27 protein-coding genes and 1 pseudogene are annotated in these 26,704 nt (G+C 70.2%); 12 read left to right on the top strand and 16 right to left on the bottom strand.

Annotated features, from left to right (window positions below; all coding sequences use genetic code 11):
* Nucleotides 1–92 precede the first annotated feature (92 nt).
* Nucleotides 93–1,262, bottom strand: coding sequence for a steroid 3-ketoacyl-CoA thiolase (locus tag ABZX79_RS15415; RefSeq protein WP_355256567.1), 1,170 nt, complete (start codon nucleotides 1,260–1,262; stop codon nucleotides 93–95).
* A gap of 245 nt (nucleotides 1,263–1,507) precedes the next feature.
* On the opposite strand from ABZX79_RS15415, the gene ABZX79_RS15410 reads away from it, so the two are divergent.
* Both ABZX79_RS15410 and ABZX79_RS15405 read left to right on the top strand, forming a co-directional pair.
* On the top strand, nucleotides 1,508–2,752 hold the full coding sequence (locus ABZX79_RS15410) for a cytochrome P450 (RefSeq protein ID WP_355257078.1): 1,245 nt from the start codon (nucleotides 1,508–1,510) through the stop codon (nucleotides 2,750–2,752).
* A gap of 169 nt (nucleotides 2,753–2,921) precedes the next feature.
* Complete coding sequence (locus ABZX79_RS15405; protein ID WP_355256564.1) at nucleotides 2,922–4,145, top strand: cytochrome P450; 1,224 nt, start codon at nucleotides 2,922–2,924, stop codon at nucleotides 4,143–4,145.
* A gap of 63 nt (nucleotides 4,146–4,208) precedes the next feature.
* On the opposite strand, the gene ABZX79_RS15400 is transcribed toward ABZX79_RS15405, so the two are convergent.
* Both ABZX79_RS15400 and ABZX79_RS15395 read right to left on the bottom strand, forming a co-directional pair.
* A complete protein-coding gene (locus tag ABZX79_RS15400; protein ID WP_355256561.1) occupies nucleotides 4,209–4,895 on the bottom strand; it encodes a triacylglycerol lipase in 687 nt (228 codons plus the stop codon).
* A gap of 192 nt (nucleotides 4,896–5,087) precedes the next feature.
* A complete protein-coding gene (locus tag ABZX79_RS15395; RefSeq protein ID WP_355256558.1) occupies nucleotides 5,088–5,909 on the bottom strand; it encodes an alpha/beta fold hydrolase in 822 nt (273 codons plus the stop codon).
* 245 nt (nucleotides 5,910–6,154) lie between these two features.
* Between ABZX79_RS15395 and ABZX79_RS15390 the strand changes: the two genes are divergently transcribed.
* Complete coding sequence (locus ABZX79_RS15390) at nucleotides 6,155–6,613, top strand: hypothetical protein (protein WP_355256555.1); 459 nt, start codon at nucleotides 6,155–6,157, stop codon at nucleotides 6,611–6,613.
* Between the two features lie 24 nt (nucleotides 6,614–6,637).
* Here ABZX79_RS15390 and ABZX79_RS15385 read toward each other — a convergent pair whose 3' ends face one another.
* On the bottom strand, nucleotides 6,638–6,841 hold the full coding sequence (locus ABZX79_RS15385; RefSeq protein WP_355256552.1) for a hypothetical protein: 204 nt from the start codon (nucleotides 6,839–6,841) through the stop codon (nucleotides 6,638–6,640).
* Nucleotides 6,842–7,006: 165 nt separating this feature from the next.
* Here ABZX79_RS15385 and ABZX79_RS15380 point away from each other — a divergent pair, with 165 nt between their 5' ends.
* On the top strand, nucleotides 7,007–7,810 hold the full coding sequence (locus tag ABZX79_RS15380) for a hypothetical protein (RefSeq protein WP_355256549.1): 804 nt from the start codon (nucleotides 7,007–7,009) through the stop codon (nucleotides 7,808–7,810).
* A 43-nt stretch (nucleotides 7,811–7,853) separates the two neighbouring features.
* On the opposite strand, the gene ABZX79_RS15375 is transcribed toward ABZX79_RS15380, so the two are convergent.
* From ABZX79_RS15375 to ABZX79_RS15355, 5 genes are all read right to left on the bottom strand, one after another.
* Nucleotides 7,854–9,134, bottom strand: coding sequence for a cytochrome P450 (locus tag ABZX79_RS15375; RefSeq protein ID WP_355256546.1), 1,281 nt, complete (start codon nucleotides 9,132–9,134; stop codon nucleotides 7,854–7,856).
* Nucleotides 9,131–9,805, bottom strand: a complete 675-nt coding sequence (locus tag ABZX79_RS15370) for an ATP/GTP-binding protein (RefSeq protein WP_355256543.1) — start codon at nucleotides 9,803–9,805, stop codon at nucleotides 9,131–9,133. Before ABZX79_RS15370 ends, ABZX79_RS15375 begins: the two co-directional genes overlap by 4 nt.
* Complete coding sequence (locus tag ABZX79_RS15365; RefSeq protein ID WP_355256540.1) at nucleotides 9,786–10,148, bottom strand: DUF742 domain-containing protein; 363 nt, start codon at nucleotides 10,146–10,148, stop codon at nucleotides 9,786–9,788. Before ABZX79_RS15365 ends, ABZX79_RS15370 begins: the two co-directional genes overlap by 20 nt.
* The gene (locus tag ABZX79_RS15360; RefSeq protein ID WP_215135729.1) at nucleotides 10,145–10,564 is read right to left on the bottom strand and encodes a roadblock/LC7 domain-containing protein; all 420 of its coding nucleotides are present in this window, start codon (nucleotides 10,562–10,564) and stop codon (nucleotides 10,145–10,147) included. Before ABZX79_RS15360 ends, ABZX79_RS15365 begins: the two co-directional genes overlap by 4 nt.
* 82 nt (nucleotides 10,565–10,646) lie before the next feature.
* Entirely contained in the window at nucleotides 10,647–12,299 is a 1,653-nt protein-coding gene (locus ABZX79_RS15355) for an ATP-binding protein (protein ID WP_355256537.1), read from the bottom strand.
* A 243-nt stretch (nucleotides 12,300–12,542) separates the two neighbouring features.
* Here ABZX79_RS15355 and ABZX79_RS15350 point away from each other — a divergent pair.
* Nucleotides 12,543–13,214, top strand: a pseudogene (locus ABZX79_RS15350) (pyridoxamine 5'-phosphate oxidase family protein); the annotation flags it as partial.
* On the opposite strand, the gene ABZX79_RS15345 reads toward ABZX79_RS15350, so the two are convergent.
* Complete coding sequence (locus tag ABZX79_RS15345; protein ID WP_355257075.1) at nucleotides 13,145–15,109, bottom strand: bifunctional glycosyltransferase 87/phosphatase PAP2 family protein; 1,965 nt, start codon at nucleotides 15,107–15,109, stop codon at nucleotides 13,145–13,147. The pseudogene ABZX79_RS15350 and the gene ABZX79_RS15345 sit on opposite strands and share 70 nt — an antisense overlap.
* Nucleotides 15,110–15,454: 345 nt before the next feature.
* Between ABZX79_RS15345 and ABZX79_RS15340 the strand changes: the two genes are divergently transcribed.
* Nucleotides 15,455–15,787 (top strand): antibiotic biosynthesis monooxygenase, encoded by a 333-nt coding sequence (locus tag ABZX79_RS15340; protein ID WP_215135694.1) that lies wholly within the window; start codon nucleotides 15,455–15,457, stop codon nucleotides 15,785–15,787.
* 21 nt (nucleotides 15,788–15,808) lie between these two features.
* Here ABZX79_RS15340 and ABZX79_RS15335 read toward each other — a convergent pair whose 3' ends face one another.
* A complete protein-coding gene (locus ABZX79_RS15335; protein WP_355256533.1) occupies nucleotides 15,809–16,153 on the bottom strand; it encodes a hypothetical protein in 345 nt (114 codons plus the stop codon).
* A complete protein-coding gene (locus ABZX79_RS15330; RefSeq protein WP_355256530.1) occupies nucleotides 16,150–16,794 on the bottom strand; it encodes a hypothetical protein in 645 nt (214 codons plus the stop codon). The genes ABZX79_RS15335 and ABZX79_RS15330 overlap by 4 nt, the downstream gene beginning before the upstream one ends.
* Nucleotides 16,795–16,896: 102 nt before the next feature.
* On the opposite strand from ABZX79_RS15330, the gene ABZX79_RS15325 reads away from it, so the two are divergent.
* Entirely contained in the window at nucleotides 16,897–17,373 is a 477-nt protein-coding gene (locus ABZX79_RS15325) for a GNAT family N-acetyltransferase (RefSeq protein WP_355256527.1), read from the top strand.
* A gap of 30 nt (nucleotides 17,374–17,403) precedes the next feature.
* Here ABZX79_RS15325 and ABZX79_RS15320 read toward each other — a convergent pair whose 3' ends face one another.
* Entirely contained in the window at nucleotides 17,404–19,473 is a 2,070-nt protein-coding gene (locus tag ABZX79_RS15320) for an MDR family MFS transporter (RefSeq protein ID WP_355256524.1), read from the bottom strand.
* Between the two features lie 170 nt (nucleotides 19,474–19,643).
* On the opposite strand from ABZX79_RS15320, the gene ABZX79_RS15315 reads away from it, so the two are divergent.
* The 3 genes from ABZX79_RS15315 (at nucleotide 19,644) to ABZX79_RS15305 (ending at nucleotide 21,730) form a co-directional block, all read left to right on the top strand.
* Nucleotides 19,644–20,645: a peptidoglycan-binding domain-containing protein gene (locus ABZX79_RS15315; RefSeq protein ID WP_355256521.1), complete on the top strand. Its 1,002-nt coding sequence runs from the start codon at nucleotides 19,644–19,646 to the stop codon at nucleotides 20,643–20,645.
* 95 nt (nucleotides 20,646–20,740) lie between these two features.
* A complete protein-coding gene (locus ABZX79_RS15310; RefSeq protein WP_214968781.1) occupies nucleotides 20,741–20,938 on the top strand; it encodes a hypothetical protein in 198 nt (65 codons plus the stop codon).
* 126 nt (nucleotides 20,939–21,064) lie between these two features.
* Entirely contained in the window at nucleotides 21,065–21,730 is a 666-nt protein-coding gene (locus tag ABZX79_RS15305; protein WP_355256518.1) for an HAD-IA family hydrolase, read from the top strand.
* Nucleotides 21,731–21,778: 48 nt separating this feature from the next.
* Here the strand turns inward: ABZX79_RS15305 and ABZX79_RS15300 are convergent, their stop codons facing one another.
* The 3 genes from ABZX79_RS15300 to ABZX79_RS15290 all read right to left on the bottom strand — a co-directional run bounded on the left by ABZX79_RS15300 (nucleotide 21,779) and on the right by ABZX79_RS15290 (nucleotide 23,856).
* The gene (locus ABZX79_RS15300) at nucleotides 21,779–22,075 is read right to left on the bottom strand and encodes a hypothetical protein (RefSeq protein ID WP_355256515.1); all 297 of its coding nucleotides are present in this window, start codon (nucleotides 22,073–22,075) and stop codon (nucleotides 21,779–21,781) included.
* Nucleotides 22,076–22,182: 107 nt separating this feature from the next.
* On the bottom strand, nucleotides 22,183–22,764 hold the full coding sequence (locus tag ABZX79_RS15295) for a TMEM165/GDT1 family protein (RefSeq protein ID WP_355256512.1): 582 nt from the start codon (nucleotides 22,762–22,764) through the stop codon (nucleotides 22,183–22,185).
* A 258-nt stretch (nucleotides 22,765–23,022) separates the two neighbouring features.
* Nucleotides 23,023–23,856, bottom strand: coding sequence for an ABC transporter permease (locus ABZX79_RS15290; RefSeq protein WP_355256510.1), 834 nt, complete (start codon nucleotides 23,854–23,856; stop codon nucleotides 23,023–23,025).
* Nucleotides 23,857–24,035: 179 nt separating this feature from the next.
* On the opposite strand from ABZX79_RS15290, the gene ABZX79_RS15285 reads away from it, so the two are divergent.
* Nucleotides 24,036–24,728, top strand: coding sequence for an HNH endonuclease family protein (locus ABZX79_RS15285; RefSeq protein WP_355256507.1), 693 nt, complete (start codon nucleotides 24,036–24,038; stop codon nucleotides 24,726–24,728).
* A 73-nt stretch (nucleotides 24,729–24,801) separates the two neighbouring features.
* Entirely contained in the window at nucleotides 24,802–26,568 is a 1,767-nt protein-coding gene (locus ABZX79_RS15280) for an alkaline phosphatase D family protein (RefSeq protein ID WP_355256504.1), read from the top strand.
* Nucleotides 26,569–26,704: the final 136 nt, after the last annotated feature.

Genomic DNA, 26,704 nt, shown 5'->3' with positions numbered 1-26,704 from the left:
GCTGGGTTAGTCGCACGCCAAGCCCCGAACCACGACACACGGCCGCAGCCGCCACCGGCGGCCTCCCGCTGGGCGTTGTACGCCCGTCGAGGCTAGAGCCGCTGGATGATCGTCCCCGTCGCCAGCGCGCCACCCGCGCACATCGTGATGAGCGCGAACTCCTTGTCCCGGCGCTCCAGTTCGTGCAGCGCCGTGGCGATCAGCCGGGCGCCCGTCGCGCCCACCGGGTGGCCGAGCGCGATCGCGCCGCCGTTCACGTTCACCTTCTCCAGGTCCTGCTCGAAGACCTGAGCCCAGCTCAGCACCACCGATGCGAACGCCTCATTGATCTCGACAATGTCGATGTCCTTGAGCGACATGCCCGCCTTGCCGAGCACCGCCCGCGTCGCGTCGATCGGCCCGTCCAGGTGGAAGTGCGGGTCCGACCCCACCAGCGCCTGGGCGACGATCCGTGCGCGCGGCTTCAGCTTGAGGGCGCGCGCCATCCGCTTCGACGCCCACATGATCGCGCTCGCACCGTCGGATATCTGGGAGGAGTTGCCCGCCGTGTGCACGGCGGTCGGCATGACCGGCTTGAGCCGGGCCAGCGCCTCCATCGATGTGTCACGCAGGCCCTCGTCGCGGTCGACGAGCCGCCACATGCCCTGGCCTGCCGCTTGCTCCTCCTCTGTCGTCGGGACCTGCACGGCAAACGTTTCGCGTTTGAAGCGTTCCTCGCCCCAGGCGGTGGCAGCCCGTTCCTGGGACAGCAGGCCGAGCGAATCGACCCGTTCACGCGTCAGGCCGCGCTTGCGCGCTATCCGCTCGGCCGCCTCGAATTGATTGGGCAGGTCTACGTTCCACTCGTCCGGCCACGGCTTTCCCGGCCCGTGCTTGGACCCGGAGCCGAGCGGCACCCGCGACATGGCTTCGACTCCGCAGCTGATGCCGACATCGATGACCCCGGCGGCGATCATGTTGGCGACCATGTGGCTGGCCTGCTGCGACGAGCCGCACTGGCAGTCGACCGTCGTCGCGGCCGTCTCGTACGGCAGACCGACCGCCAGCCATGCGTTGCGCGCCGGGTTCATGGACTGCTCGCCGGCGTGGGTGACCGTACCGCCGACGATCTGCTCGACGCAGTCGGCGTGGATGGCGGTACGTCCGAGGAGTTCGCGGTAGGTCTCGCCCAGGAGATAGGCGGGGTGGAGGTTGGCGAGCGCGCCTCCGCGCTTGCCGATGGGGGTGCGTACAGCTTCGACGATGACGGGTTCCGCGGCCATGAGCTCGTCCTCTCCTTGTCCGCAGGACGTCCCCCCGGCGCCCCACGGCAGCTGCGCAACTAGTACGCGTTCTAGTTATCTGCGTAGTCTGATGAGTGCCGCCCCGGCAGCGCAAGGGTCTTGCACGCGCTGTGCGCGCACTCCCCACGCAACAGATGACGCCCGGAGCCTTGCCTCTTATAGAACTCGTTACTACATTCCCGGCAACTCAACTTCTGATGGGTCGTCAGACATTGGAGCTGCCGATGCACTGCCCCGCGCTGCCCGAAGGGTTCGACTTCACCGACCCCGACCTGCTCCAAGCCCGCGTACCGCATCCGGAGTTCGCACAGATGCGGCAGACCGCCCCGGTGTGGTGGTGCGCGCAACCCCCCGGCATCTCCGGTTTCGACGACGAGGGCTATTGGGCCGTCACGCGGCACGCCGACGTCAAGTACGTCTCCACACACCCGGAGCTCTTCTCCTCCAACACCAACACCGCCGTCATCCGCTTCAACGAGTCGATCAGCCGCGACCAGATCGAGGTCCAGAAGCTGATCATGCTGAATATGGACCCGCCCGAGCACACCAGGGTCCGCCAGATCGTCCAGCGCGGCTTCACACCTCGCGCGATCCGCTCCCTTGAGGAGGCGTTGCGCAACCGCGCCCGGTCCATTGTCGAGACCGCGATCGCCAACGCCGGCGACGACAACACCTTCGACTTCGTCACCAACATCGCCGTCGAGCTTCCTTTGCAGGCCATCGCCGAGCTCATCGGCGTACCGCAGGAGGACCGGACGAAGATCTTCGACTGGTCGAACAAGATGGCGGCGTACGACGATCCCGAGTACGCCATCACCGAGGAAGTCGGCACCGAGGCGGCCATGGAGATCGTCACGTACGCGATGAATCTCGCCGCCGCCCGCAAGGAGTGCCCGGCCAAGGACATCGTGTCGCAGCTCGTCGCGGCGGAGGGCGAGGGGAATCTGGGTTCGGACGAGTTCGGCTTCTTCGTGATTCTGCTGGCGGTCGCGGGGAATGAGACCACTCGCAACGCGATCAGCCACGGCATGCATGCCTTCCTCACGCATCCCGAGCAGTGGGAGCTCTACAAGAGGGACCGTCCGGAGACAGCCGCCGAGGAGATCGTGCGCTGGGCCACGCCCGTGGTCTCGTTCCAGCGGACGGCGACGGCTGATGTCGAACTGGGCGGGCAGCAGATCAAGAAGGGCGACCGGGTGGGGCTCTTCTACTCTTCCGCCAACAACGATCCGGAAGTCTTCGACGCTCCGGAACAGTTCGACATCAGGCGGGACCCGAACCCGCACCTCGGCTTCGGCGGCGGGGGCCCGCACTTCTGCCTCGGCAAGTCACTGGCCGTGCTGGAGATCAACCTGATCTTCAACGCGATCGCGGACGCCTTGCCTGATCTGAAGCTCGCCGGCGACCCGCGCCGGCTGCGGTCTGCGTGGCTGAACGGCATCAAGGAACTCCGGGTCAGCCGCCACTGACGCGGCAACGCCCCCGGACATGGGAGGTGGGGGCCAACTCCCCCCAACGCCCCGCCCCCACCTCTCACCGGACCTCGGTCTCCGTACGTGGGCCTGGGCTATCCGTACTGGTGAATGATCAATAACGTTGGGTGGTCCGCCCGTTACCGATCGAGGGAGCATCCGACCAATGCCTACGGCCCAGCACGTCCCCGACCTGCTTTCGCCCGAGTTCGCCGCGAATCCGTACGCCGCCTACAAGGTCATGCGGGAGTCCGCGCCGCTGTTCTGGCACGAGGCGATGCAGAGTTACGTCATATCCCGGTACGAGGACGTCGAACGGGCCTTCAAGGACAAGGAGTCGGTGTTCACCACCGACAACTACGACTGGCAGATCGAGCCCGTGCACGGGAAGACCATTCTTCAGCTCAGCGGGCGTGAACACGCCGTGCGTCGTGCGCTGGTGGCTCCCGCGTTTCGGGGCAAGGACCTCCAGGAGATGTTCCTGCCGGTCATCGAGCGCAATGCGCGTGAGCTTATCGACACCTTCCGGGATCGGGGATCGGTCGACCTCGTCGACGCGTTCGCGACCCGTTTCCCGGTGAACGTCATCGCCGACATGCTCGGTCTCGACAAGGGTGACCACGCGAAGTTCCACCACTGGTACACCACGGTGATCGCCTTCCTCGGCAATCTGGCCGGTGACCCCGAGGTGGCGGCGGCGGGCGAGCGTACGCGCGTGGAATTCGCCGAGTACATGATTCCGGTCATCCAGGAACGCCGGAAGGCGCCGGGGACCGACCTGCTGTCCACGCTGTGCGCGGCCGAGGTCGACGGCGTACGGATGAGCGACGAGGACATCAAGGCGTTCTGCAGCCTGCTGCTCGCGGCCGGGGGCGAGACCACCGACAAGGCGATCGCCGCGCTGTTCGCGAATCTGCTGGCGCACCCTGAGCAGTTGGCCGCCGTACAGAAGGACCGCACGCTCATCGACCAGGCCTTCGCCGAGACGCTGCGCTTCACTCCGCCCGTACAGATGATCATGCGTCAGACGGCGGTGGACGTGACGCTCAGCGGCGGCACCATCCCGGCCGGCGCCACTGTCACGTGCCTGAGCGGCTCTGCCAACCGTGACGAGAGCCGGTACGCCGATGCGGACACATTTGATATTTTCCGGCAGGACCTCACCGCTACCAACGCCTTCTCCGCCGCCGCCGATCACCTGGCCTTCGCACTCGGACGCCACTTCTGCGTCGGGGCCCTGTTGGCGAGGGCCGAGGTGCAGACCGGAGTGAACCAGCTGCTGGACGCGATGCCCGACATCCGGCCGGCGGACGGCGCTGAGATCGTCGAGCAGGGCGTGTTCACGCGGGGGCCGCAGGCCGTGCGGGTGGCTTTTACGCCCGTCGGCTGAGGGCTGTCGACCCTCCCCGCGCCGGTGGCCAAAGGGGCTCCGGCGCGGCGAGGGGGCTACCTCTCAGCTATTGATCAGGTCGCGGGCCTGGGCGTAGACGGTGGCGTCGGTGAGCAGTCCGTTGTGGCTCAGGCAGGCCGTGCGGGTGTTGGTGGCGCCGGAGAGGGCGACGCTGCTGTCGGGGTTGATCACCGTGTCGCAGGGTGACCACCAGGTCGCGTAGCGCGGGGGTCCTGGTGTCTCGTCACCGGAGTTGAGGGCAGTCAGGAAGTCCGATCCGATGCGCATCTCGTAGCACGAGGTATCGAAGCAGCTGTTGGCCGTGTCGGTGCCGTGGTTGGGTCCGCCGAGCGATACCCATGCTTCGACCTTCGTGTCGCCGCCGAGGTTCTTTGCGTAGTGGCGGGAGGAGAGCCCGCCCATGGAGTGGGTGACCACGTCGGCCTTCGAGGCTCCCGTGGCTGCCAGCAGCCGGTCGACCTCAGTGGCGAGTTGCTGGGCGGTGGTGGCGTTGGACTGCCGGGAGTCGTAGCTCCACTGGTCGAGGTGGGAGGCGGGCCAGCCGTCGTTCTTGAACCGGCTCACCATGGTGTTCCAGTTCGACGCGCTGCCGTTGTAGCCGTGGACGAACAGGACGGGATTGCTGGAGGGGCTGTACGTCGATGCCGTGCCGGCCGCACCAGCCGGAGTCGTGGCCGAAAAGAGCAGGAAGGCGGCGGCCGCAGCGGCCGTGATCAGGGGCTTTCTCACGGGTTACCTCACCGGGTTCCGGGCGAGCGGGACAGCGCGTGGGGGCGCTGGGGGGACGGGGGAGCTGGGGAAGGCTGTCGTCCCGGGTCGCGGAAAGACCGAAGGCACCGGTGCCGTAGTACGAGGGTGGGGAAAGGTTACTGCCGGGTAGCCGGGAAGTGGCAAGACGCGTGCACGAAATACTTCCGGACGTCAGGCGACACAGGAGGGCTTGAATGCCTGGTCGGCCGGGCCTGTGCGCTCCAGCGCGTGCAGAACCCACTGGTGGACCACCGGGTCGTTGGGCGACTGATCGTGCTCGATGACGTTCAGCGGGCACGCGTCCTGGAGGGTGACGTTGGTGACCTCGCGGGCCGATCCGTCCAGGAAGGCGCTGGTGTAGGGCGTGACGACCTCGTCGTACCTGGTGGTGACAACGGTGTAGTGAGGGCCCGCCGGCGTCTCGTCCTTGGCGTTCAGGTCGGTCAGGAACTCCGAGCCCGCCTGTTGTTCGTCACACGCCGGGCATGCCGTGTTCTCGAGACCGGCCGGTCTGACGAGCACGGTCTCCGTCCCGTGGTTGGACGGAACTATCCCGACCAGGTCGTCGACCTTTGTCGCGCCGCCGAGGTTCTTGATGTAGTAGCGGGGCATCATTCCGCCCTGACTGTGGCCGACCAGGTCGACCTTGCGTGCTCCGGTCGCCCCGAGCACCGCGCCGACGAACGCATCCAGTTCCTTCGCCGACTCGGCGATGGGTCCCATGGCGTTGCCGCCGTAGTTCAGCGCGAAGACACAGTAGCCCTCGCTCTTCAGCCTGGGGCTGAGCGTCGGCCAGTTCTTGGCCATGGTCTCGAACGTGCCGTGCACGAGAACGACCGGCTCCGGATGCTCGGCGCTGGGCTTGCAGGACCAGTCATTGGCGCCGGGCGGAGAGACGTCGGTGGTGTCGCCGACGGCGGACGGAAGGGGGGAGGCGACGGTTGCGGTGACCGCGAGAGCGGCGGCGGTCAGGATTGAGCGCAGTCTCGACACGGGGGTGTCCTTCTGAGGTGAAAGGGAGGCGGAACCACAGAGGGTGGCTGCGGTGGGGACGGGGGCGGGCAGATATGGATCTCAGCCTGAACACCGTTCGGCAATGTCGTGCGGTGCGGCGATTTTGCGCGCATGTTACTCGCGTGTCAACCATCCGGGGATCCGCTGACAATGCGTTGACCCGCTCTCCGGCATCGCCGTAGTGTGAAGCGGACTAACTGCGCCAATCGCTCATTGGGCTCAATATGGCTGTAACGCTCCGCATCCGCCGCCGGGCTGCTGTCCTCGCCGGCTCAGTCCTCTTGGTCACGGGCCTGCCGTTCACGCTGTCGGCGTGCGGTTCCGCCGAGCCCCCGGCGGGGCAACCGGCCGGTGAACCGGCCCTCGTATCCGTGGAGTTCAGCCCCTCGCTCACCGATGCGCTGGAGGCGCAGGTCACGGCGCAGGAGGCGGAGGCCAAGAAGGCCGCCGACTCCGCTAAGGACAGCCGGAAGGTATGCACGACTGATCCGGCCGACCGATCAGCTTGCCGTAACCCCAGTGGGAAGATCGATCCCAACGGCGGTGATCTGGACGGCGACGGCGTCTTTGAGGACCACGAGCCCGTCGGCCCCGGTTACAAGGACCCCCGTGCGTACGACGGTGGCAAGACGACCGGTGAAACCATGTGCGAGTGGCTACGGTCCCAGGGCATCGCCTGCTGAGTAGTCGTCCAACGTGGCCAGCCGTTACGCGAGCGGATCCCCGGCGCGCGAAGGGCGGCGGTGCCGTACGCGTACGTGGCCCGTCGGGGCGCCCCTGGCACGCTGATCACCCGGCTCGGAGAGGACGAATACGGTCGCCTGCTGCGCGGCCATCTCGCCGCATCCGGCGTCGCTGTCCGGCCGGGCGTCGGCCCACCCCGGCCGTGACGCGGCGAGGGCTGGGCCCATCAGGGCCGCATCGGCTTCTGAACCGGTGAGGCTTCACCACTCGTAGCGGATCTGGAGCGATGCTCGGCTGGGTGCCGTTGTCGAATCCGAGGCCAGGGCGCGCCTGCCGCCAGTGGTGATCAGGATCACGGCGACGGCCGGTTAGCTGTGGAGGCGGATCGTATCTTGATCACCACTGTCGTCGTTGCGGGGCTGGCACTGGTCGCGGGAGTGGCGGGGCACTGGTTTCTGCGAGGCCGGCTGGAAGCCGAGGAGACGCCTTCCCTCACGATCCGTGATTTCGTGCTGCCGTTGCAGACCTTGACCGTTTTTGTACTCGCGTTTGTTCTGGTGACGGCTTCGACGTCCAACGGCAAGGCGGATGAAGCAGTTCGTAACGAGGCGGGCGTCGTGGACCACATGTTCGAGGTCGCTGATTACGCACCGTCCGCTCAGCGCCAGCGCCTGCAGGCTGACGTCGTCTGCTACGTGCGCGCGGTGCGAGCCGCGGAGTGGCCGGCCATGGCGCAAGGCCGCGGCTCGAAGGTGCCCAATACGTGGAGCACCGATTTCCGTGCGGGCCTGCGGCAGATGGGCGACGGGGCCTCTGCTTTCGGCATGCTCGTCTCCGCCGACAAGGAACGGTCCGAGGCACGGCAGACACGGATTGCGGAGTCGACCCCGGCCATCCCCAGTGCCGTGTACTGGCTCATGCTCGCCGCGCTCGCGTTCCTGGTGATCACCCTGGCTCTGTGCCTGCCACGCCGGAACACCGCACTCGTCACGATGGGCCTTGTGGTCCTGACCGCGCTGCTGACCACCGTGCTGCTCGTCATCCGTGACGTCGAGCGCCCATTCAGCGGCGTCATCCAGGTCACGCCTGCCGCGATGACGGCGGTGGAGGACGACATCAGTGAGGACTTCACCGAGGTCTATGGCGAAGGCCGGCTTCCGTGTGACGGCCAAGGCAAGCCTCGGACCATCGTCTGACAGAGACAGGGTGCGGCCGCTGGGACGGCCGGGCCCAGCTCGTCTAGTGGGACGCCGGGGTGAAGGACACCGGCAGGGTGGTCAGGCCGCGCATCCAGATGGAGGGGCGCCAGGCGAGTTCCTCCGGGTCGACCGCGAGCATGACGTCGGGGAGGCGCTCCAGCAGCGCTTCGATGGCCGTGCGCGCCATGACGTCGGCCAGCTGCGGGGCGGGGTAGGGGCAGCGGTGTTCGCCGTTGCTGAAGGAGAGGTGTGAGGAATTGCCCTCCGCGCCGACGTGTCCCTCCGGCCAGATCTGCGGGTCGGTGTTGGCGGCGGCGAAGCCGAGCACGAGGCAGTCGCCGGCCTTGATGTGGCGGCCGCCGAGTTGGACGTCGCGGTCGGCCCAGCGGCCGATGAAGTTCTGGGTGGGGGTTTCCAGCCAGAGGACCTCGTTGAGGGCGTGACCGACGCTGAGCCGCCCGCCGGATACGTTCAGGGCGAACCGGTCGTCGGTGAGCAGCCGGCGCAGGGTGTTGCCGATCCAGTTCGCGGTCGGCTGCTGCGCGGCGGCGATGATGGAGATGAGGTCCTGGACGATCTCCTCGTCCGCGAGGCCCGCCGGGTGGGCGCACATGCGGGAGATGATGTCCGGGCCGGGCGCCGACCGCTTCTCCTTGACCAGCTGCTGGAGGCGTGCGCCCACGCGTCCGTACGCGCCGACCGGGTCGTCGCCCTCCGCCGCGTCCAGGGTCATCCGCAGGTCCTCCACCAGGTCGTCCGTGTCGGTGCCGTGGGCCGGCATTCCGCACATCTGGACCGCCGCGCGCATCGGCAGGGCATGGGCGTACGCCGACATGAGCTCGGCCTGGCCGCTGCCCGCGAAGCCGTCGATGAGCTCGTCGGCGATCTTCCGGCAGTTGTAGCCGAGTTCGAACTGGTCGACGGCTTCCAGGGCCTCGCTGATGACCCCGGCGCGACGCTGGTGTTCCAGGCCCTCGGTGAACAGGACCGACGGCTGGTAGCCGACGTACGGCAGGAGCGGCCAGTCGGCCGGGATGTTGTCCCACTGGTTCCAGCGCCGGGAGTCGCGGGCGAACAGCTCGTCGTGGGTGGTCACGTAGGAGACCTCGGAGTAGCCGAGGACCAACCAGGCCGGGATGTCCCCGTCGAGCAGTACGGGGGCCACCGCCCCGTGTTCGCGGCGCATCTCCCGGTACAGCTCCGCGGGGGTCTGCTGGTACTGGAGGCCGCTGAGCCGGATCGCGCCGCCCTCGTGCGCGGGGCAGCCCGGCGGCGGCGTAACCCCGGAGGCGGCAGCGGAGGCGGTGAGGTCGTCGCTCATGGGGTCGTCTCCTGTGCCAGGGCCAGCTTGTAGAGATGGTCGACGAGGGTGATCAGGACGTGTTTGCCGTCGCTTCGCACCCGCGCGTCGCAGTCGAGCAGGGGGATGTGGTCGGGCAGGGCGAGTGCCTGGCGGATCTCGGCCAGGGAGAAGTACGCGGCGTCGTCGTCGAACCGGTTCACGGCGACGACGAAGGGGGTCTTGTGGTGTTCGAGGCGGTCGATGGCGTACCAGGAATCGCTCATACGCCGGGTGTCGACCAGGACGACCGCGCCGAGGGTGCCGGAGAACAGCCGGTCCCACAGGAACCAGAAACGTTCCTGCCCGGGAGCGCCGAACAAGTACAGCACCTTGGTTTCGCTGAGGCTGATCCGGCCGAAGTCGAAGGCGACCGTCGTGGTGGTCTTGTGGGCGAGCCCCGTCGTCTCGTCGACGCCGACGCCCGCCTGCGTCATGTACTCCTCGGTGTTGAGCGGGCGGATCTCGCTCACGGACCGGACGAGCGTCGTCTTGCCCACGCCGAAACCGCCGACGATGACGATCTTCAGGCCGGTGTCGGCGGCATCGGCGAGCGGCGTGCGCTCCGGCGCCTGGGCAGGCGTAGGCGCAGGCGTCGGCGTCGGCGTCGGCGTCGGCGTCGGCGTCGGCGCCTCAGAGATTGCGGAGTCCATGCAGCACCTCCTTCAGCAGGGCGGATTCGGGCAGGTCGGCGGCGGCCGCGGCGGCGCGCGGCCGCCGGGCGGTGATCCGTCCCGCGTCCAGCAGGTCCTCAAGGAGGATCCGTACGACGGTGATGGGCAGCCGCAGTTCGGCGGCGATCTCCACCACTGCGGCGGGGTGACGGCACAGCGTGAGGATGCGTACGTGCTCCGACTGCATGCCCGGCGTCGGGGCGCACTCGCTGACCACCAGGGTGACCAGATCGAACACCGTGGCGTCCGCGGTGCGGCTGCGGCCACCGGTCACCGTGTAGAGGCGGTCCGGCGACCCGGTGTCGACGGGGCGGCGGGTCATGACGTCGGACTGTCCTGCGCACTGTTGCGGGGTTCGGCGCGCAGGTGCTCGCCGATCTGCTCGACCATCTCGCTCATGTTGTGGCCGACCACGCCCGGATCGGCGCCGTCCGCGGCCACGACGGCGAGGTGCGCGCCCTCGCCGGCCTCGACGATGAGCAGCAGCCCGCCGTGGAACTCCGCCATGAGGTGGTTGACGCCACCGGTGCCGTCACCGAACTCCACCGAGGCGCCGTGGGCGAGGGACTGCATCCCGGAGGATATGGCGGCGAGTTGGTCGGCCTGGTCGAGCGTGAGGTTGCTGCTGCGGCACAGCTTGAGGCCGTCGCGGGAGAGCACCAGGGCGTGCCGGGTGCCGGGGGTGTGCTCCACGAGGTTGTCCAGGAGCCAGGTCAGGCTGGTGTCGGTGGTCTGCACGGTGGTCATGGGCCGGTTCAGCGCGGTGCGACGGTCGGCCCGTGCCTCCAATCCGGTTGATCGGTCAGGTGGGTGCGGATCTTTATGAGTCTTGTGGGTCTTTACGGCGCTGGGACTGGTGGAAGGCTCCGAAGCTCGTGCCGGCGTTCCGGCCGCGCGGGGCGGGCGGGATGTCCTTGGGGTCCGGGGAGTCGGCCCCGGCGTCGGGCCGGCCCCGCTCCGCGTCGGCCATCGTGCGTCCCGGCGGCCGTACCGGAAGGCCGCCCACCGTCGCGGCACCCGGCGGGAGGTCGGCGGCGCGCACGGGCACCGGCGGGAGTGCGCGCGCGTGCGCGGGCTCGGGCGCCTGGACTGCTGCCGTACGCGTCTGAGCCGCGGCCGGGACCGGACCGCGCTGCTGGGCCATCAGCTGGAGCGGGAGCAGCACCACCACGCCCGTGCCGCCGCGCGAGGACGGCCGGTAGTTCACGGAGATGCCGTACTTGGCGGCCAGGATCCCGACCACCGCCAGTCCGAGCCGGGTGCCCTGGAGGGTGGCCAGGTCGGTGGACTTGCCCGAGACCGCTTCCACGGCCCGCCGCATCGCCGCGTCGGCCATCCGCAGGCCGCTGTCCTCGACGGTGACGACGATGCCGGCGCTGCGCTCTTCCACATACACGTGGACCTCGTCGATGGGCGGCGAGAAGTTCGCCGCGTTGTCCATCAGCTCGGCCAGCAGGTGCATGACGCCCTCGGCGGCGAACCCGGCTATCGCGGCGGTGCTCGCGTTGTGCAGCCGCACCCGCCGGAAGTCCGCGATACGGCCGACCGCGCCCCGCAGGATGCTCTCCATGACGATCGGCTTGTTCCACGCCCGGCTCGCCCGGCCGCCCATCAGAATGGCCAGGCGGTCGGTGAGCAGGCCGAGTTGCGAGGTGCTGTGGTCGAGCCTGAGCAGGTCGCTGAACACGTCGGCGCCGTGCCGGTCCTGCATCTCGCGGAGGTCGGCCAGCATGCTGACAGCCTTGGCCTGCACGCGGCCGAGCGCCTTGGCGCTGGCGGCCTGTGCGGCGGCCGCGCGCCGCTCGCTGACGCCAAGTTCCCGCACCATCTGCTCCAGCAGCGCGACCACGCGCCGTTCGCCGGGCATCTCCAGGCCGGCGAGGACCGTATCGGCGGACGCGCCCTGGCGCAGCGCCGCCACGGCGGCGGGCAGTGCGGTGGTCGTCAGGCGGTCGAGGTCTTCGGCCCCCCGGCTCATCTGCCGTACGGTCGCCAGCTGGTCGGCCTCCGCCGCTGCCGCGCGCCGGGCCGCTTCACCCAGTTCGGTGGTGAAGACCCGCAGCACGCCATCCAGTTGGGGGTCCGCAGGCCGCTGGGCGGACGCGAGTGCCTCTTCCACGTCCGAACCGTCGCGCAGGCGCTGGACCATCCGGGGCAGCGTGACGTTCACCAGGTGCGCGGTGTCCCCGGCGCTGCGGGCGATCCGCTCGCGCAGGGCCGTGGTCTCCTCCTGGGCCACCCGCCTGGCGGTGGCGAGCCGGCCGGCCAGCACAGTGGCCGTGACGGCGAGCGCGAGGACGCACAGGCCGCCGACGACGACCGTACCGAGCACCCATGAGCGTGCCGCGTCCGGCGCCAGCGCCACCGCGGTGCCCCCGGCGGCCGAGGCGACGACCAGGGCGGCCGCCGGCGCAGTCCAGGGCGGCCGCCGTTTCGATACGCGGCGCGGGCGGGCTGCGGCAGGCGTTGTCATAGCACGGGTCCCTCAGACGGTGTGCGGGCTGGCCGGCCGGCAGCAGAGCCACATGTGGTGGCGGACCGGGGAGAGTTGACGACGGTGATGTTCCGCTGGGCCTTGGCCATGGTAACCACGGAACGTGATGCGACAGGGGCCGCCCCCGGTCATTGCCTCCAGCATCTGCGGAGATCATTCCGTTTTGCCTGGCCGACTGAAATAGTCGAGTGGACATACCTACCCGACTGAATCGGTGGAGAAATGGCCTCTACGGAACAGAATCAGCAGCTGACTGTCACCGAGCGGACGCGGCACCGCCGGCTGCGCGAGCAGGGGCGTACCGGACGCGACGAACTCGACGCCGTCCTGCGGGCCGGGTTCATCTGCCACCTCGCGGTCGTCGTCGAGGGAGCGCCCATGGCCGTCCCGACCGTGTACGGCGTCGACTTCGAGACCCGCACGCTGTACGTCCACGGGTCCGTCGCCAGCCGCAGTCTCAGCCCGGGGCACGACACCACCATCAGCGTCACCGTCACCCACGTCGAGGGGCTGGTTCTCGCCCGCTCCGTCTTCGAGCACGGCGTCAACTACCGCAGCGCCATGGTCTTCGGCGTACCGCGGCTCATCACGCGGCGCACCGACCCCGACGCACTCCTGCACGGCCTGCGCGTCGTCACCGAACACTGCGCGCCCGGCCAGTGGGACTACGCCCGCCGCCCCAACGCCAAGGAACTGGCGGCCACTTCACTGCTCGCGCTGCCGCTCGACGAGGCCTCGGTGAAGGTGGCGTCCGGGCCGCCCGAGGACGGCGACGGGCCCGACGGGGAGCGGGGGCTGTGGGCCGGGGTCGTGCCGATGGGCACCTACTTCGGCGTACCGGAGCCTGATCCGGCACTGCCCGCCGGCATTTCGCCGCCCTCGCACATATCGGCTCTGGGGAGCGACGGTTCGCGTTCGGCGGCCGACGCGGGCTGGTCGGTGGCCGACGCGGGCTGAAGGAGCTTGCGCGGGCCGGCCAGGACGTACGTCAGACCGAGGCCCGCCGCGACCACCGCCGCCCCGCCGACCGCGTCCAGCACCCAGTGGTTCGCGGTGGCGACGATCGCGCAGACGGTGAAGAAGGGGTGGAGCAGGCCGAGCAGCTTCATCCACAGCTTCGGCGCGATCAGGACGACCACCAGGCCGCACCACAGCGACCAGCCGAAGTGGAGTGAGGGCATCGCCGCGTACTGGTTCGTCAGCGCCGTCAGCGCGCCGTACTCGGGGCTCGCGAGGTCCTGCGCGCCGTGGACCGTGTCGATGTAGCCGAGGCCGGGCATCAGGCGCGGCGGGGCCAGCGGATAGAGCCAGAAGCCCACCAGCGCGAGCACGGTCGCGAAGCCGAGCGAGCTGCGGGCCCAGCGGTAGTCGGCGGGGCGGCGGACGTACAGCAGAGCGAGGATCGTCAGCGGTACGAAGAAGTGGAACGACGAGTAGTAGAAGTTGAAGAAGGCTTCCAGCGGGTCGAGTTCCGCCACCGCGTGGTTGATCCGGCGCTCGATGTCGAGGTGCAGGAACTGCTCCGCCGAGACGATCTGCCGCGCGTTTTCCTCGGCGGCGGTGCGCCCGCCCGCCGCGGCGGTGCGCACCTCGGAGTACGCGGAGTAGCCGGCGCGGATCAGCAGGAGTTCGAGGAGCAGGTTCGGGCGGGTGAGGACCCGGCGCCAGAACGGCAGCAGCGGCACCCGTCTCCAGCGGCCCGCTGCCGGTTTCGCGTAGGCGGTGGGGAGGGGCCGGAGCCAGTACGGCGAGGTGCGCGACACGAAGGGCACCGCGCAGGCCGCCGCGAGCGCCGCCACCAGAAGGGCGTTGTCGCGGACCGGGATGAGCGGCGCGACGTTCGGCAGCAGCATCGTGCCGGGCAGCGTCATCACCAGGACGACGGCGGCGGGCCACACCCTGCGGTCCGACGACCGCTTCCCGACCCGGCCGACCACCGCGAGCAGCACCCACAGCAGCTGGTGCTGCCAGGCCGTCGGCGACACGGCGACGGCGACGCAGCCGGTCAGGGCGACGGCGAGAAGCAACTGGCCGTCCCGGGCGTAGCGGACGGCGCGCCGCAGCCCGAGTACGGCGACGGTCGCGGCCAGGAGCAGGAAGAGGGCGATCTCCAGCGGGCCCTCCAGGCCGAACCGGAGCAGCGCGCCGTGCAGCGACTGGTTGGCGAGGCTGTCGGGGCGCGCGCCGAGCCCCGCGCCGGCCACATGGTGCACCCAGTACGCCCACGAGTCCTGCGGCAGCGCGGCCCACGCCAGGGCCGAGCAGGCGGCGAACGTGGCGCCGGTGGTGAGCGCGGCGCGTCTTCGGCCCGTCAGCCACAGCAGGGGCGCGAACAGCAGCACGGTGGGCTGAAGGGCCGCGGCGATGCCGATGAGGACGCCGGAGCTGCGTTCACCGCGCGCCTGGAAGCAGCCGAGGAGAACGAAGAGGACGGGGATGATGCTGGTCTGGCCGAGGTGGAACGTATTGCGCACAGGCAGCGACAGCATCAGCAGGCTGATGGCTACGGGCGCGCCGAGCAGCGCGGTTCGCCGGGAGACGGGCCCCGGCATCGCGCGGGCGACGACCACGCCCAGTACGGCGACGAGCAGCAGCGTCCCGAAGGTCCAGGCCACGCCGAGGCTTTCCTCGGCCGAGCGGGCCAGCGGCTTCAGCACGAGGCCTGCGAAGGGGGTGCCGGTGAAGCGGCCGGCGTCGTAGAGGGAGCCGGTGACGTGCAGGACGCCCTGGTCGCCGATCCAGGTCTCCAGGTCGGTGAGGCGCTCGCCCGGCGGCGTACGCAGCAGCATCGTGATCTGCCGCCCGGCCAGTGCGGCTACGACGCCCCAGAGGGCGATCCGCACCGCCGCGACCCTGTTTCCGGCGCCGATCGCCCCGCCCGCGCCGCCCGGTCCGCCCCGCTCCGCATTCGCCACGTCGCGCCCGACCCTCCCCGCCTGTCCCCGCACCGGTGCCCGGTGCGTAGAGCCTCGCACTGACCTGTACGGAAGACGCAGGGAACCCCCGATTCGCCTGACTGTCATCCGGTTTTGCCCGAAGGGCCTTTCTTTCCACGATCCCCGTTCCGCCATGGGGGCGCGACTCCGGCAACCGCAAGTCCGGGAACTACGGGCGGCGTACGGCAGGATGGGCGCATGAGTATCGTGAAGATCAACGTGCTGACTGTGCCGGCCGAGCAGCGTGAGGTGCTGGAGAAGCGGTTCTCGGCGCGGGCCGGGTCCGTGGAGAACTCCGACGGCTTCGAGTGGTTCGAGCTGCTGCGGCCCGTCGAGGGGACCGAGCAGTACCTCGTCTACACGCGGTGGGCCGACGAGGCGTCGTTCCAGGCGTGGATGGAGGGGCCGATGAAGGCCGCTCACCAGGGTCCGGGCGCGGGTGAAGGCGGCGAGCGTCCCAAGCCCGCCGCCTCCGGCTCCACACTGTGGTCGTTCGAGGTGGTCCAGCAGGCCGCTCCGAAGAACGGCTGATCAGCTTCCCTCCGGCCCGCGTCACATCCGCAACAGGCGCTCCGTCGCCTCGCGGTACGTGCGCAGGGCGACCCGCAGTTCCTCCGTCTCGGCCTCGGTCTCCCGGTCCGTGCCCGCCCAGGTCGAGCGGAGCGAGCCGCTCCGGTCGGCCAGGGCGTCGGTCAGGCAGCGGGCGGCTTCCTCGAAGACGCTGTCGGCCTCCTCGACCGCGCGCCGGGGGCCGTCCACGAAGGTGTTGACGGCCTGCTGGAGGCGCAGGGCCAGCTTGTCGCGCTCACCCTGCGGAATCAGCGGGGCCTCGGAAGGGGTCGCGGGGGTGGTCGCGGGAGTGCGCGCCCCGGTGCCCGGATCGGCGTCGTACGTCATGACGCGCCACTCCCCTTCGGGTGGTGGCCCCGGCCCAGCGACCACGGGGCGTGGCTACGGCCGTGGCGGTCGTCGGCGCGCTGCGGACGGTGCCTGCCGCTGTCCGCCGGCTTGGCGCTGACCAGCGTCTCGAAGAGCTCACGCGCGTCGAGCATGGCCTCGCGCATCTGCTCCGTACTGCTGTCGGTGTTCGCCGCGCGGTGCACCCTGCGGTAGCCCTGCACCTTGTCCGCGTGGTGCACGGAGAGCGCGGAGACCTGCTCGTCGTACTGCTGGTCGGCCGGGAAGCCCCGGTCGGCCGCGAGCCGCGCCAGCAGCCGGTCCGCCTCGACGACGGCGTGCTGCGGGGAGTCGACGAACTGCTCCTGGATCGCTGCCCAGGCGTCGACGTACCGCGCGCGCGTCTCGGGGGTCAGCGGCCGCAGTTCGAGTGACCCGTGCCGCTTCACGCGCTCGTCGAGCTCGCGCTCAGCCGCTTTGGTGTCACCGTCGTGGTGGGCGACGACCCTGTCGTACTCGGGACCGAACCGCCTCTTCAGTCCGCGCCCGCCACCGCGCCTGCCCGGTCCGGCGACGAGGAACACGGCGGCCAGGAGAATGACGACCACCGCTATCAGAACGATGATCCAGACTGTGGACATGACTGCCTTCCCGGTGCTGTTGGTCCTGCAACGGCTTGTCGCGCTTCGGGTAGCCACTAATTCGCTGGCCAAACGGTCCGGCGTACCGGTACAGACATGACCATGACCTGGAACGTGACCCCCGAGCGCTACGACACCCCCGAGTCGACGGCCCTGCGCCGCGACTACTACGACGAGGTGGCCAGCCGTTACTGGGGTCGCCCGGCGACGACGCGGGAGATCGACGAGGGGCTCACCGACGACGGCGTCGAGCGCCTCCTGCCGCCCACGGGCGAGTTCGTCGTAGGCCGGTACGAAGGCAAGGCCGCCGCCTGCGCCGGGCTGCGCGTGGTCGATCCGGACACCGCCGAGCTGACGCGGGTGTACGTACGCCCCGCCTTCCGCGGCAGCGGCGGCGGCGGGCTGCTGCTGGCCGCGATCGAGACGGCGGCGCGCGAGCTCGGGGTCAAGCGCATCCGGCTGGACACCCGCAACGACCTGGTGGAGGCACGCGCGTTGTACGCCAGGCATGGGTACGTCGAGGTCCCGGCGTTCAACCAGGGCCCGTACGCCGAGCACTGGTTCGCCAAGTCGCTGTGAGCCGCACGGCGTTTCGCACGACCACGGCCTTCACAGATGGTGGTCGGGCGTGGGCCCCGGGGTGTACGGGCGGTCCTGGTCGGTGCCGCTGAGCTCGGCGCTCAACTCCTGGACCAACTTGATCAGATCCGTCGGCCGGTCCGGGCCCCACCAGTCGCCGAGCAGCTCCGCCAGCGACTCCTCGCGCGCTGTGGCGAGCTGCGCCGCGACCGCCGTCCCCTTCTCGGTCAGCACCAGTCGCAGGCCCTCGCGCCGGGCGAGCCCGCGTTCCTCCACCTGCCGGGACGCGTCCGTGATGACCCGCAGCGGAACGGGAGTGACGTCGGCGAGCAGGGCGGGTTCGACGGCGCCCGCGCGTTTGATGCGCAGCAGCAGCCAGCTCGCCGCGGGCAGCAGGTCGTAGCCCGCCCTCGCGGTGATCTGTTCGTAGATCCTGCGGCGCCCTTCACGCGTGGCGAGCACCGAGAGGGCGCGGACACATTCGTCGTACGACGAACGCTCGACGGGGTTGGACGCCAGCGTCTGGCCCGCGTCGGGCGCCGTCACCGACCTGCGCAGCTTGTCCTCCCGCAGGAACCAGGCGACCACGAAGGCGACGAGGACGACCGGCACGGCGTACAGGAAGACGTCGGTGATGGATGTCGAGTACGCGTGCAGCACCGGGGGACGCAGCCCCGGCGGCAGCAGGGCGATGTCACGGGGGTCGGCGGCGATTTGGTCGGGGCCGATGCCGGGTGGCAGCGGCTGGCCGGCCAGGGCGTTGTCGAGCTTGTCGATCAGCCGGTTGGTGAAGATGGTGCCGAAGATCGCGACACCGAAGGACGCGCCGATGGAGCGGAAGAAGGTCGCGCCGGAGGTGGCGACGCCGAGGTCTTCGTATCTCACAGCGTTCTGGGCGACGAGCACCAGCACCTGCATGACCAGGCCGAGTCCGGCGCCGAAGACGAAGAAGAAGGCGCTCATCTCCCAGTCGCCGGTGGTCTCGGTCAGCCGGTGCAGGAGGAGCAGGCCCAGGGCGGTGATGCCCGTACCGGCGATCGGGAAGACCTTCCAGCGGCCCGTGCGGCTGACGATCTGGCCGGACGCGGTCGAGGTGAGCAGCATGCCGAGCACCATCGGCAGCATGTGCACGCCGGACATGGTGGGGGTGACGCCCTGGACGACCTGGAGGAACGTCGGCAGATAGACCATCGCGCCGAACATCGCGAAGCCGACGATGAAGCTGATGACCGCGACGAGCGTGAACGTCCTGAGCTTGAAGAGCTTCAAGGGCAGGACCGGCTCGGCGGCTCGCCGTTCGACGCGGATGAACCAGACGAGCAGTACGGCGCCGAGAACCGCGAGCCCGATGATCTGCGCCGAGCCCCAGGCCCAGGTGGTGCCGCCCAGGGAGGCGACGAGGACGAGACAGACGGCGACCGAGGCGATCAGGGCGGTGCCGAGGTAGTCGATGGTGTGGCGGGAGGCGCGGACCGGGATGTGCAGTACGGCGGCGATCACGAGGAGGGCGACGACGCCGATGGGTAGGTTGATGTAGAAGACCCAGCGCCAGCTGAGGTGTTCGGTGAAGAGCCCGCCGAGGAGGGGTCCCAGGACGCTCGTCGTGCCGAAGACGGCCCCGAACAGGCCCTGGTACTTTCCGCGTTCGCGCGGCGGCACGAGGTCACCGACGATCGCCATGGACAGCACCATCAGGCCGCCGCCGCCCAGTCCCTGGACCCCGCGGAAGGCGATGAGCTGCGACATGTCCTGCGCGACGCCGCACAGTGCGGAGCCGATCAGGAAGATGACGATCGCGGCCTGGAACAGCTTTTTGCGGCCGTACTGGTCACCGAGCTTGCCCCACAGGGGCGTGGCGGCGGTCGCGGCGAGCATGTACGCCGTGACGACCCAGGACAGGTGTTCCATGCCGCCGAGTTCGCTGACGATCGTCGGCAGGGCGGTCGAGACGATGGTCTGGTCGAGCGCGGCGAGCAGCATGCCGAGCAGCAGCGCTCCGATGGCTACGAGAACGGTCCGCCGGCTTCCTCCGGTGCCTGTGTCTGTGCCGGGGCCGGCGGCCGGGGCCGCGGCGGGGGCGCCGCTCGGTTGCTGGGCCATGGACTACTCCTCGGGTCCCCTGGGAGTCGTACACCTCTTCCATCCTGATCGTTGTGGGGCGATATGGCCTGCCGAATGGCCTGCCCCAGGCCTGCCGGGCCGGGGACCCCGCTGGGCATCGGGTCGGCCGGTCTGCATAATCGCTGGCAGTTCGAGGGAGGGGACCCACGGTGAACGGACACACATGTCCCGAGTGCGGTACGGACCGGGGTGCCGCGTCCGACGACGGCAGACCCGGGTGCGGGTGCGGCGGCGAGCCGACGGCGGAGGATTTCAGTCCGCTGCGGATACGTCCGTACGTAACGCTGCACGGGCAGCCGGAGTCGCAGGCGGGAGCGGTCCCTCCCTACCCGGAGCAGGACGGCGGCGTGGCGGTGACGAGGCCCCTGGGGGTGCTCAGCGGGCCGCCCGGGAGTGGGCCGGAGCCGGGCAGTTGGCAGGAGGGCTCGCAGTACGGGAGCCCTGACGACGCGGGCGAAAGCGACGCCGTTTACGCACTGGGCTCCGCTCAGGGGCGTGTCGCACGCCGCCGGGAGCAGCAGCGCAAGGGCCCGGCGCTGTGGCTCGCGGTGGGTGCGGCCGTCGTCGCGGTGGTGGGCACAGCGGCGTTCGCCGGCGGGCTGTTCTCGGGCAGCGACGAGCAGGAGTTCGCACTGCCGGACCTGGCGACCGGCCCACCGGCACCGAGCGGCTCCCCCGAGGCTTCCGCATCGAAGGCGTCCGCGACCGAGTCCGGCGCCGCGTCGTTCGCTCCGGCCCCTTCCGCATCCGCCTCCACGTCGGGATCCGCGGTGGCGTCCGCCTCGGCGTCGCGGTCGGCCGACGCGTCCTTGGCCGCCCTGCCCGGCTCGTCGGAGCCGACCACGGCGGCCTCGGCGGCGGCAGCCCCCACGGCGGAGGCCACCGCGGACGCGGTGGAGCAGGCGCCCGAGCAGCCCGCCGCCGACGGCCCGGTGCTGAGCAGGGGCGACCGGGGGCCCGAGGTGGTGGAACTGCAGAACAGGCTGGCGCAGGCGCAGTTCTACGACGGCCCCGACAACGGCCGGTTCAACGACCGTCTGGAGCAGGCTCTGCGCGACTACCAGTCGTCGTACAACATCCAGGGCGATCCCGAGGGCACCTACGGCCCCAACACCCGCCGTGCGCTGGAGGCGCAGACGCAGGAGCCCTGAGACGGCCGTCAGACGGGCCCTGACGGGCTCTGACAGGTCCTGACGGGTCCTGACGGGCTATGGCGTTCGCGCCACCCGAGGCGGAATGTCAAAGGATGAACAAGAACTGGCTGCTGCTGGCCCTGCCGCTTCTTCCACTCCTGCCCTTACTCCTGATCTTCCGGCTGCTCCGCCGCCGTACCGCCGGCACCTGGAACGGTCCCGACGGCGGACCACCGCCCTCCGGCGTCCGCGAACCGCGTCGGCCCAAGCCCTCTCCGCCGGCCGTCGCGGAGGCATTGCCGATGCCGTGAAGGGGGCGGGCTGGCGTTCCCCCGTTTCGTTTTGTATCGTGGTGGAACAAAGTGGCCTCCGCCCGTTTTCCCTGACCGGCGGGCGGGGCCGCTTGTTCTCTTTCTCCCGCGCTCTGGAGTACGCCGATGCCGGCAGCCACCACCGTTCTGAACGCCAACGCGCTCCTGCTGGACATGGACGGCACGCTCGTCAATTCCGACGCGGTGGTGGAGCGGGTCTGGCGTCGCTGGGCCGCCGCGCACGGCCTGGACCCGGAGGCCGCCCTCAAGGTCGTACACGGCCGCCAGGGGTACGCCACCATGGCCGTGCTCCTCCCGGACCGCCCCGTCGAGCGGAATTACGCCGACAACCGCGAGCTCCTCGCCCAGGAGACCGCTGACGTCGACGGCGTCGTACCTGTCCCCGGCGCCCCGGCCTTCATGGCCGCGATCGCCGCCCTCCCGCACGCCCTGGTCACCTCCGCCGACGAGGCGCTGGCCCAGGCCCGCATGACGGCCGCCGGGCTGCCGATGCCGACCACGCGCGTCACGGCCGAGCTGGTCGGCGCGAGCAAGCCGGACCCCGAGGGCTTCCTGAAGGGCGCGGCGGAACTCGGCCACGCCCCGGCGGACTGCGTCGTCTTCGAGGACTCGGAGGCGGGCATCACGGCGGGCAAGGCGGCCGGGATGCGCGTGGTGGGCGTGGGACCCCGCGCGGCCGTCCACGCGCCGACGGTGCACGTGGACGACCTCACGCAGGTACGGATCGAGGCCCTGCCCGACGGCACGGTGCGGCTGCACATCACCGCCTGAGCAGCGTGCGCGGGTGCGCATCGCGCTGCTCGGGCCGACGAGGCCGGTCTAGGCGATCACCAGGTTGACGGCTTCGTACACCTTCGGCTCGACCTCCGGAAGCCCGGCCTCACGCGTCAACGGCATGAGTTTCTCCGCGAACTGCTGCCATGCCTGCGCGGATTCCCAGACGTCCACCACGATCCACCCGGTGGGAGTAGGCCCGGTGACATGCGAGATCAAACCGGGTACCGGCCAGTCGGAGCTGGTCTTCACCATGCCGCGCCCACCGGTCATGGTGTTCGTGACCTGCTCGTACTGAGCCTGGGTGGCTCCCGGAAGATCGTGCACAACGATGACCGCCATGGCGGATTCCCTCTCTGGTTGACTGCCGTCCCCGCCACCCAGTCGACCAGCATCCGCAAGGGGGTGCACAGAGAGCGCCGCCACCAGAGGTACTGAAGGTCGCGCGGTCAGCCGGCAATCGCCTCGTACAGGCTGAACGCCGCCAGCGCCAGCATCAGCGCCGCCGCCACCTTCGTGATCAGGCTCAGCGGTACGTACTTCATCAGCGTCCGGCCGCCCACGATGCCGAGGCCCGCGACCGCCCACAGGGCGAGCACCGCGCCGAGGCCCACGGACACCGGATTGTCGTAGCGGGCCGCGAGGGTGGCCGTCATGATCTGCGTGAGGTCGCCGAACTCCGCGACCAGGATGAGCATGAAGCCCGCGCCCGAGACCTTCCAGAAGGACTGGTCGGCGGGGGCCTTGATCTCCTCCTCGCCCTCGTCCTTCTTGAAGAGCAGCACCAGCGCGCCCGCGAGGAAGAGGACACCGACGACGGCCTGCACCAGCCGGTGCGGCAGCAGGGTCAGTACGCTGCCCGCCGCGATGGCGAGGGCCACGTGCACGGCGAAGGCGGCGGCGACGCCGGCGAAGACGTACGACGCGCGGTAGCGGGTGCCGAGCATGAGGCCGGCCAGGGCGGTCTTGTCGGGGAGTTCGGCGAGGAAGACGGTGCCGAAGGTGATCGCCATGATGGTGAAACTGATCATGGGGGTTGGGTTCCTCAATCGGTCGGGCTGCCCGCACCGAGAGAAACCTGCGTGAATCAGGGGTCGCTTCGGCACGGCAGCGTCGTAAAAAACAACAACACTGCGGCCGAAGGTCTCGCTGGCGGGCTGGAGTCCTACGGGATCCCTGGGTCCGCCTCCGGGCGCCGGCTGAGGCGTGCTCAGCAGTATGTCGACGGTCCGGCGAAGAGCTACTCCCCTTCTGCTCCGTACAGGGTACGCGACCGGATCCGGACCCGGTCAGGGTCCTTGGTCCCGGGAAGCCACCCCTTCCTCCCCCTCGTCCCGGTGCAGCCGCCCCCGCGCCACCAGTTCCAGCACCGCCGCGACCGCGACCGCCTGCACCGCGAGCAGCGCGACCAGTACGAACAGCTGCACCACCCCGGCGAGCAGCGGTGACGCGCCGCCGAGCAGCATGCCGACGAAGGCGCCCGGGAGTGTGACCAGGCCCACCGTCCTGGTCTGGTCGAGGCCGGGCAACAACGCGTCGGAGGCGGCGCGGCGGGCGATCTCCAGCCTGGCGTCGCGGTCGACGAGGCCGAGCGCCATGCCCGCCTCCACCTCCCCGTGCCGCGTCGCGAGCTCGTCGAGCGCCCGGCGGCCGCCCAGCACCGTCGCGGTCAGCGCGCCGCCGATGAGGATGCCGGTGACGGGAACGAGCGCGATGCCGACGGCCGGTACGAGCCCGGTGAGCAGGAGTGCGGCGACGACGGGGAAGACGCCCGCGCCGATCGGCAGGGCGGCCCACCACCAGGTGGCGTTGGGGGTGACGCGCCGTCCCGCGGTGCGTACGGCGACGGCGTACATCAGGGCGAGGAACGCGAGCAGCAGCCATCCGGAGCGTACGACCCAGCCGATCAGGAGCGACACGGCGGCGAGCTGGACGGCCGCCCGCAGGCCCGCGACGGCGACGGAGCGGCCCCGGCGGCGGGACCCGTCGCCGGAGAGGCGGGCGCAGGCGACGACGGTCACCGCGACCGCGAGCAGCACGGCGAGAACAGCTCCGAGCGTGAGGTTGGCGGGCAGCAGGACCTGGGCTTCGGCGGCGAGAGACCTCGCTGGCGGGGCGGGCACCGCTCAACTCTAGGGCGGTGGAGGAACGGTGTCGGGATGTCAGAACCCTTGATGTGACGTGCTCATGTCGTCACGCTGTTACCTGGCGCCCATCCCCCGGCAATCTGGCGCCGCCACCATGACCGAGCCCGGGATGGCGACGGGCATCCGGTCAGGCCCCCCACATCAGAGGAGTTCGCATGTCAGGTGTCTACGCGCGTCGAACCGCCCGTCGAACCGCCCGTCGAACCGCCCGCCCCGCCGCCCGCCGAATAGCCGTCCTCACCGCTTCCGCCGCCCTCGCGGGCACGAGCATCCTGCTCACGGCCCCCACCGCCCAGGCGTCCCCGCCCACCCCCGTGAGCGCCGCCACCGCCCGCACCTACCTCGGCCAGCTGACCCAACGGGCCGAAGGCTCGTCCTCCGGATACAGCCGCGACCTGTTCCCGCACTGGAGCACCCAGTCGGGCACCTGCAACACCCGCGAGGTCGTCCTCAAGCGCGACGGTACGAACGTCCAGCAGGACGCCGGCTGCGCGGCGGTCAGCGGCAGTTGGTACTCCGAGTACGACGGCGCCACCTGGAGCGCCGCCTCCGACGTCGACATCGACCACGTCGTGGCGCTCGCCGAGGCCTGGCGCTCCGGCGCGAGCAGCTGGACGACCGCCCAGCGGCAGTCCTTCGCCAACGACCTGACGCGCCCGCAGCTCATCGCCGTCACCGACAACGTCAACCAGGCCAAGAGCGACCTGGACCCGGCGGAATGGCTCCCGCCGCGCACCGCCTACCGCTGCATGTACGCCCGGATGTGGGTGCACGTGAAGCACCACTGGAACCTGACCGTGGACTCGGCCGAGAAGAGCGCACTCCAGGGCGTGCTCAACAACTGCTGAAACCGCTGACCAGGAACCTCGCCACCCTCCCCTGTCGTTCCGTACCGTACGGGGCGACAGAGGAGGACGACTTATGGCCGCGCTGCGCCTGGGACCACTACTGCGGTACGTCGACCGCGAGGCCGGTGACACCGCGACCGTGTGGGTCGAGACGAACCGGCCGTGCACGGCGGAAGTGCGGTGCGAGGGGGGCGATTCGGGCGGTTCGTCCCGTACGTTCCAGATCGCCGGGCACCACTACGCGCTGGTCACCGTGACCGGGCTGCGCCCCGGCTCGGAGACGGCGTACGAAGTGCTGCTCGACGGGCAGCGGGTGTGGCCGCCGGAAGGATCCCGCTTCCCGCCGAGCACCATCCGTACACCCGCTGTCGGCAGCGAGGAGGTGCGTGTCTCCTTCGGCTCGTGCCGCTGGGCCGCACCGGCCGAGGGCGAGCACGACCCCGTGGGCCCCGACGCACTGGACACGCTCGCCATGAGCCTCGCGGCCGACCCGACGGCGATACGCCCCGACGTGCTGCTCCTGCTGGGCGACCAGGTGTACGCCGACGAGATATCGAAGGCGACGCGGAGTTGGCTGGCCGCGCGGCGCGACCTGCGCGAGCCGCCGGGCGCGGAGGTCGCGGACTACGAGGAATACACGCGCCTGTACTACGAGTCCTGGCTGGACCCGGAGGTGCGCTGGCTGCTCTCCACCGTCCCCAGCTGCATGATCTTCGACGACCACGACGTGATAGACGACTGGAACACCAGCGCTTCGTGGCTGACGGAGATGCGCGCCACGCCTTGGTGGCGGGAGCGGGTCCTCAGCGGCCTGATGTCGTACTGGGTCTACCAGCACCTCGGCAACCTCTCGCCGTCCGAGCTCGCGGCCGACGAGCTGTACGCGGCCGTACGGACGCTGCCCGACGGGACGGACCGCCTGCGGGAGTTCACAGCGCGGGCCGACGCCGACCCGGCCTGCGTGCGCTGGAGCTACCGGCGCGACTTCGGGCGGGTGCGGCTGCTCATGGTCGACACGCGGGCGGCCCGCGTCCTGGAGGAGGACCGGCGCGCGATGCTCGACGACGCCGAGGCGCGGTGGCTGCGCGAGCAGGCGCTGGAGGGCCCGGGCTCGTACGACCACCTGCTGATCGGGACCTCGCTGCCCTGGCTCCTGCCGCCGCTCATCCATGACGCGGAGGGCTGGAACGCGGCGCTGTGCCGGGGCGAGCGGGGCGGGCCGGGCGGCCGGTGGGCGCGCTTCGCCGAGGACCTGCGCAGACGCTCCGACCTGGAGCACTGGGCGGCGTTCCCGGCGTCCTTCGACCAGCTGACGGATCTGATCGCGGAGGCGGGTTCGGGACCGGCGGCCCCGGCCACGGTGTGCGTGCTGTCGGGCGATGTGCATCACGCGTACGTCGCCGAACCGGACTGGCGCGGAGCGGGCGGCCCGTCGGCGCGGGTGCTGCAACTGACCTGCTCCCCGGTCCACAACAGCATTCCCGCCTCGATACGCCTCGGTTTCCGCTTCGGCTGGAGCAGGACGGGGCGGCGCCTCGGCCGCTTCCTGGCACGGCACGGGCGGGCCGGGGAGCCGCGGATCGGCTGGCGGAAGACGTCGGGCCCGTGGTTCGGAAACCAGCTGATGACACTGACGCTGCGGGGCCGTTCGGCGGTGCTGCGGCTGGACCAGGCGCGGGCGAGGAGGGGCGCGGGCGCGAGGCTGGCGACCGTACTGGAGAGGGACCTGACGGCAGCAGCTCAAGCCCGTCCGGCGCTTGAGGACAACCCGGACCGCAGCCCGGCCCAACCCGAGCCGTCACCACCTGGACCAGCCAAATCAAGCCCGTCCGGCGATTGAGGACCGGGGTGGGGGGGGGGGGCCCCCCCCCCCCCCCCCCACCCACCCCGAAACGAAACAAAACACGGGCGATACAAGGGAACAACTGTTAGAAAAACACGACAACAACACCGAGAAGATAAGGTACAAAACCCAG

This window comes from Streptomyces sp. NPDC002994 (assembly GCF_040611155.1).
Taxonomy (GTDB): Bacteria; Actinomycetota; Actinomycetes; order Streptomycetales; family Streptomycetaceae; genus Streptomyces.
Note: the sequence above shows the minus strand (reverse complement) of the source record. Positions and strands in the feature narration are given on the sequence as shown.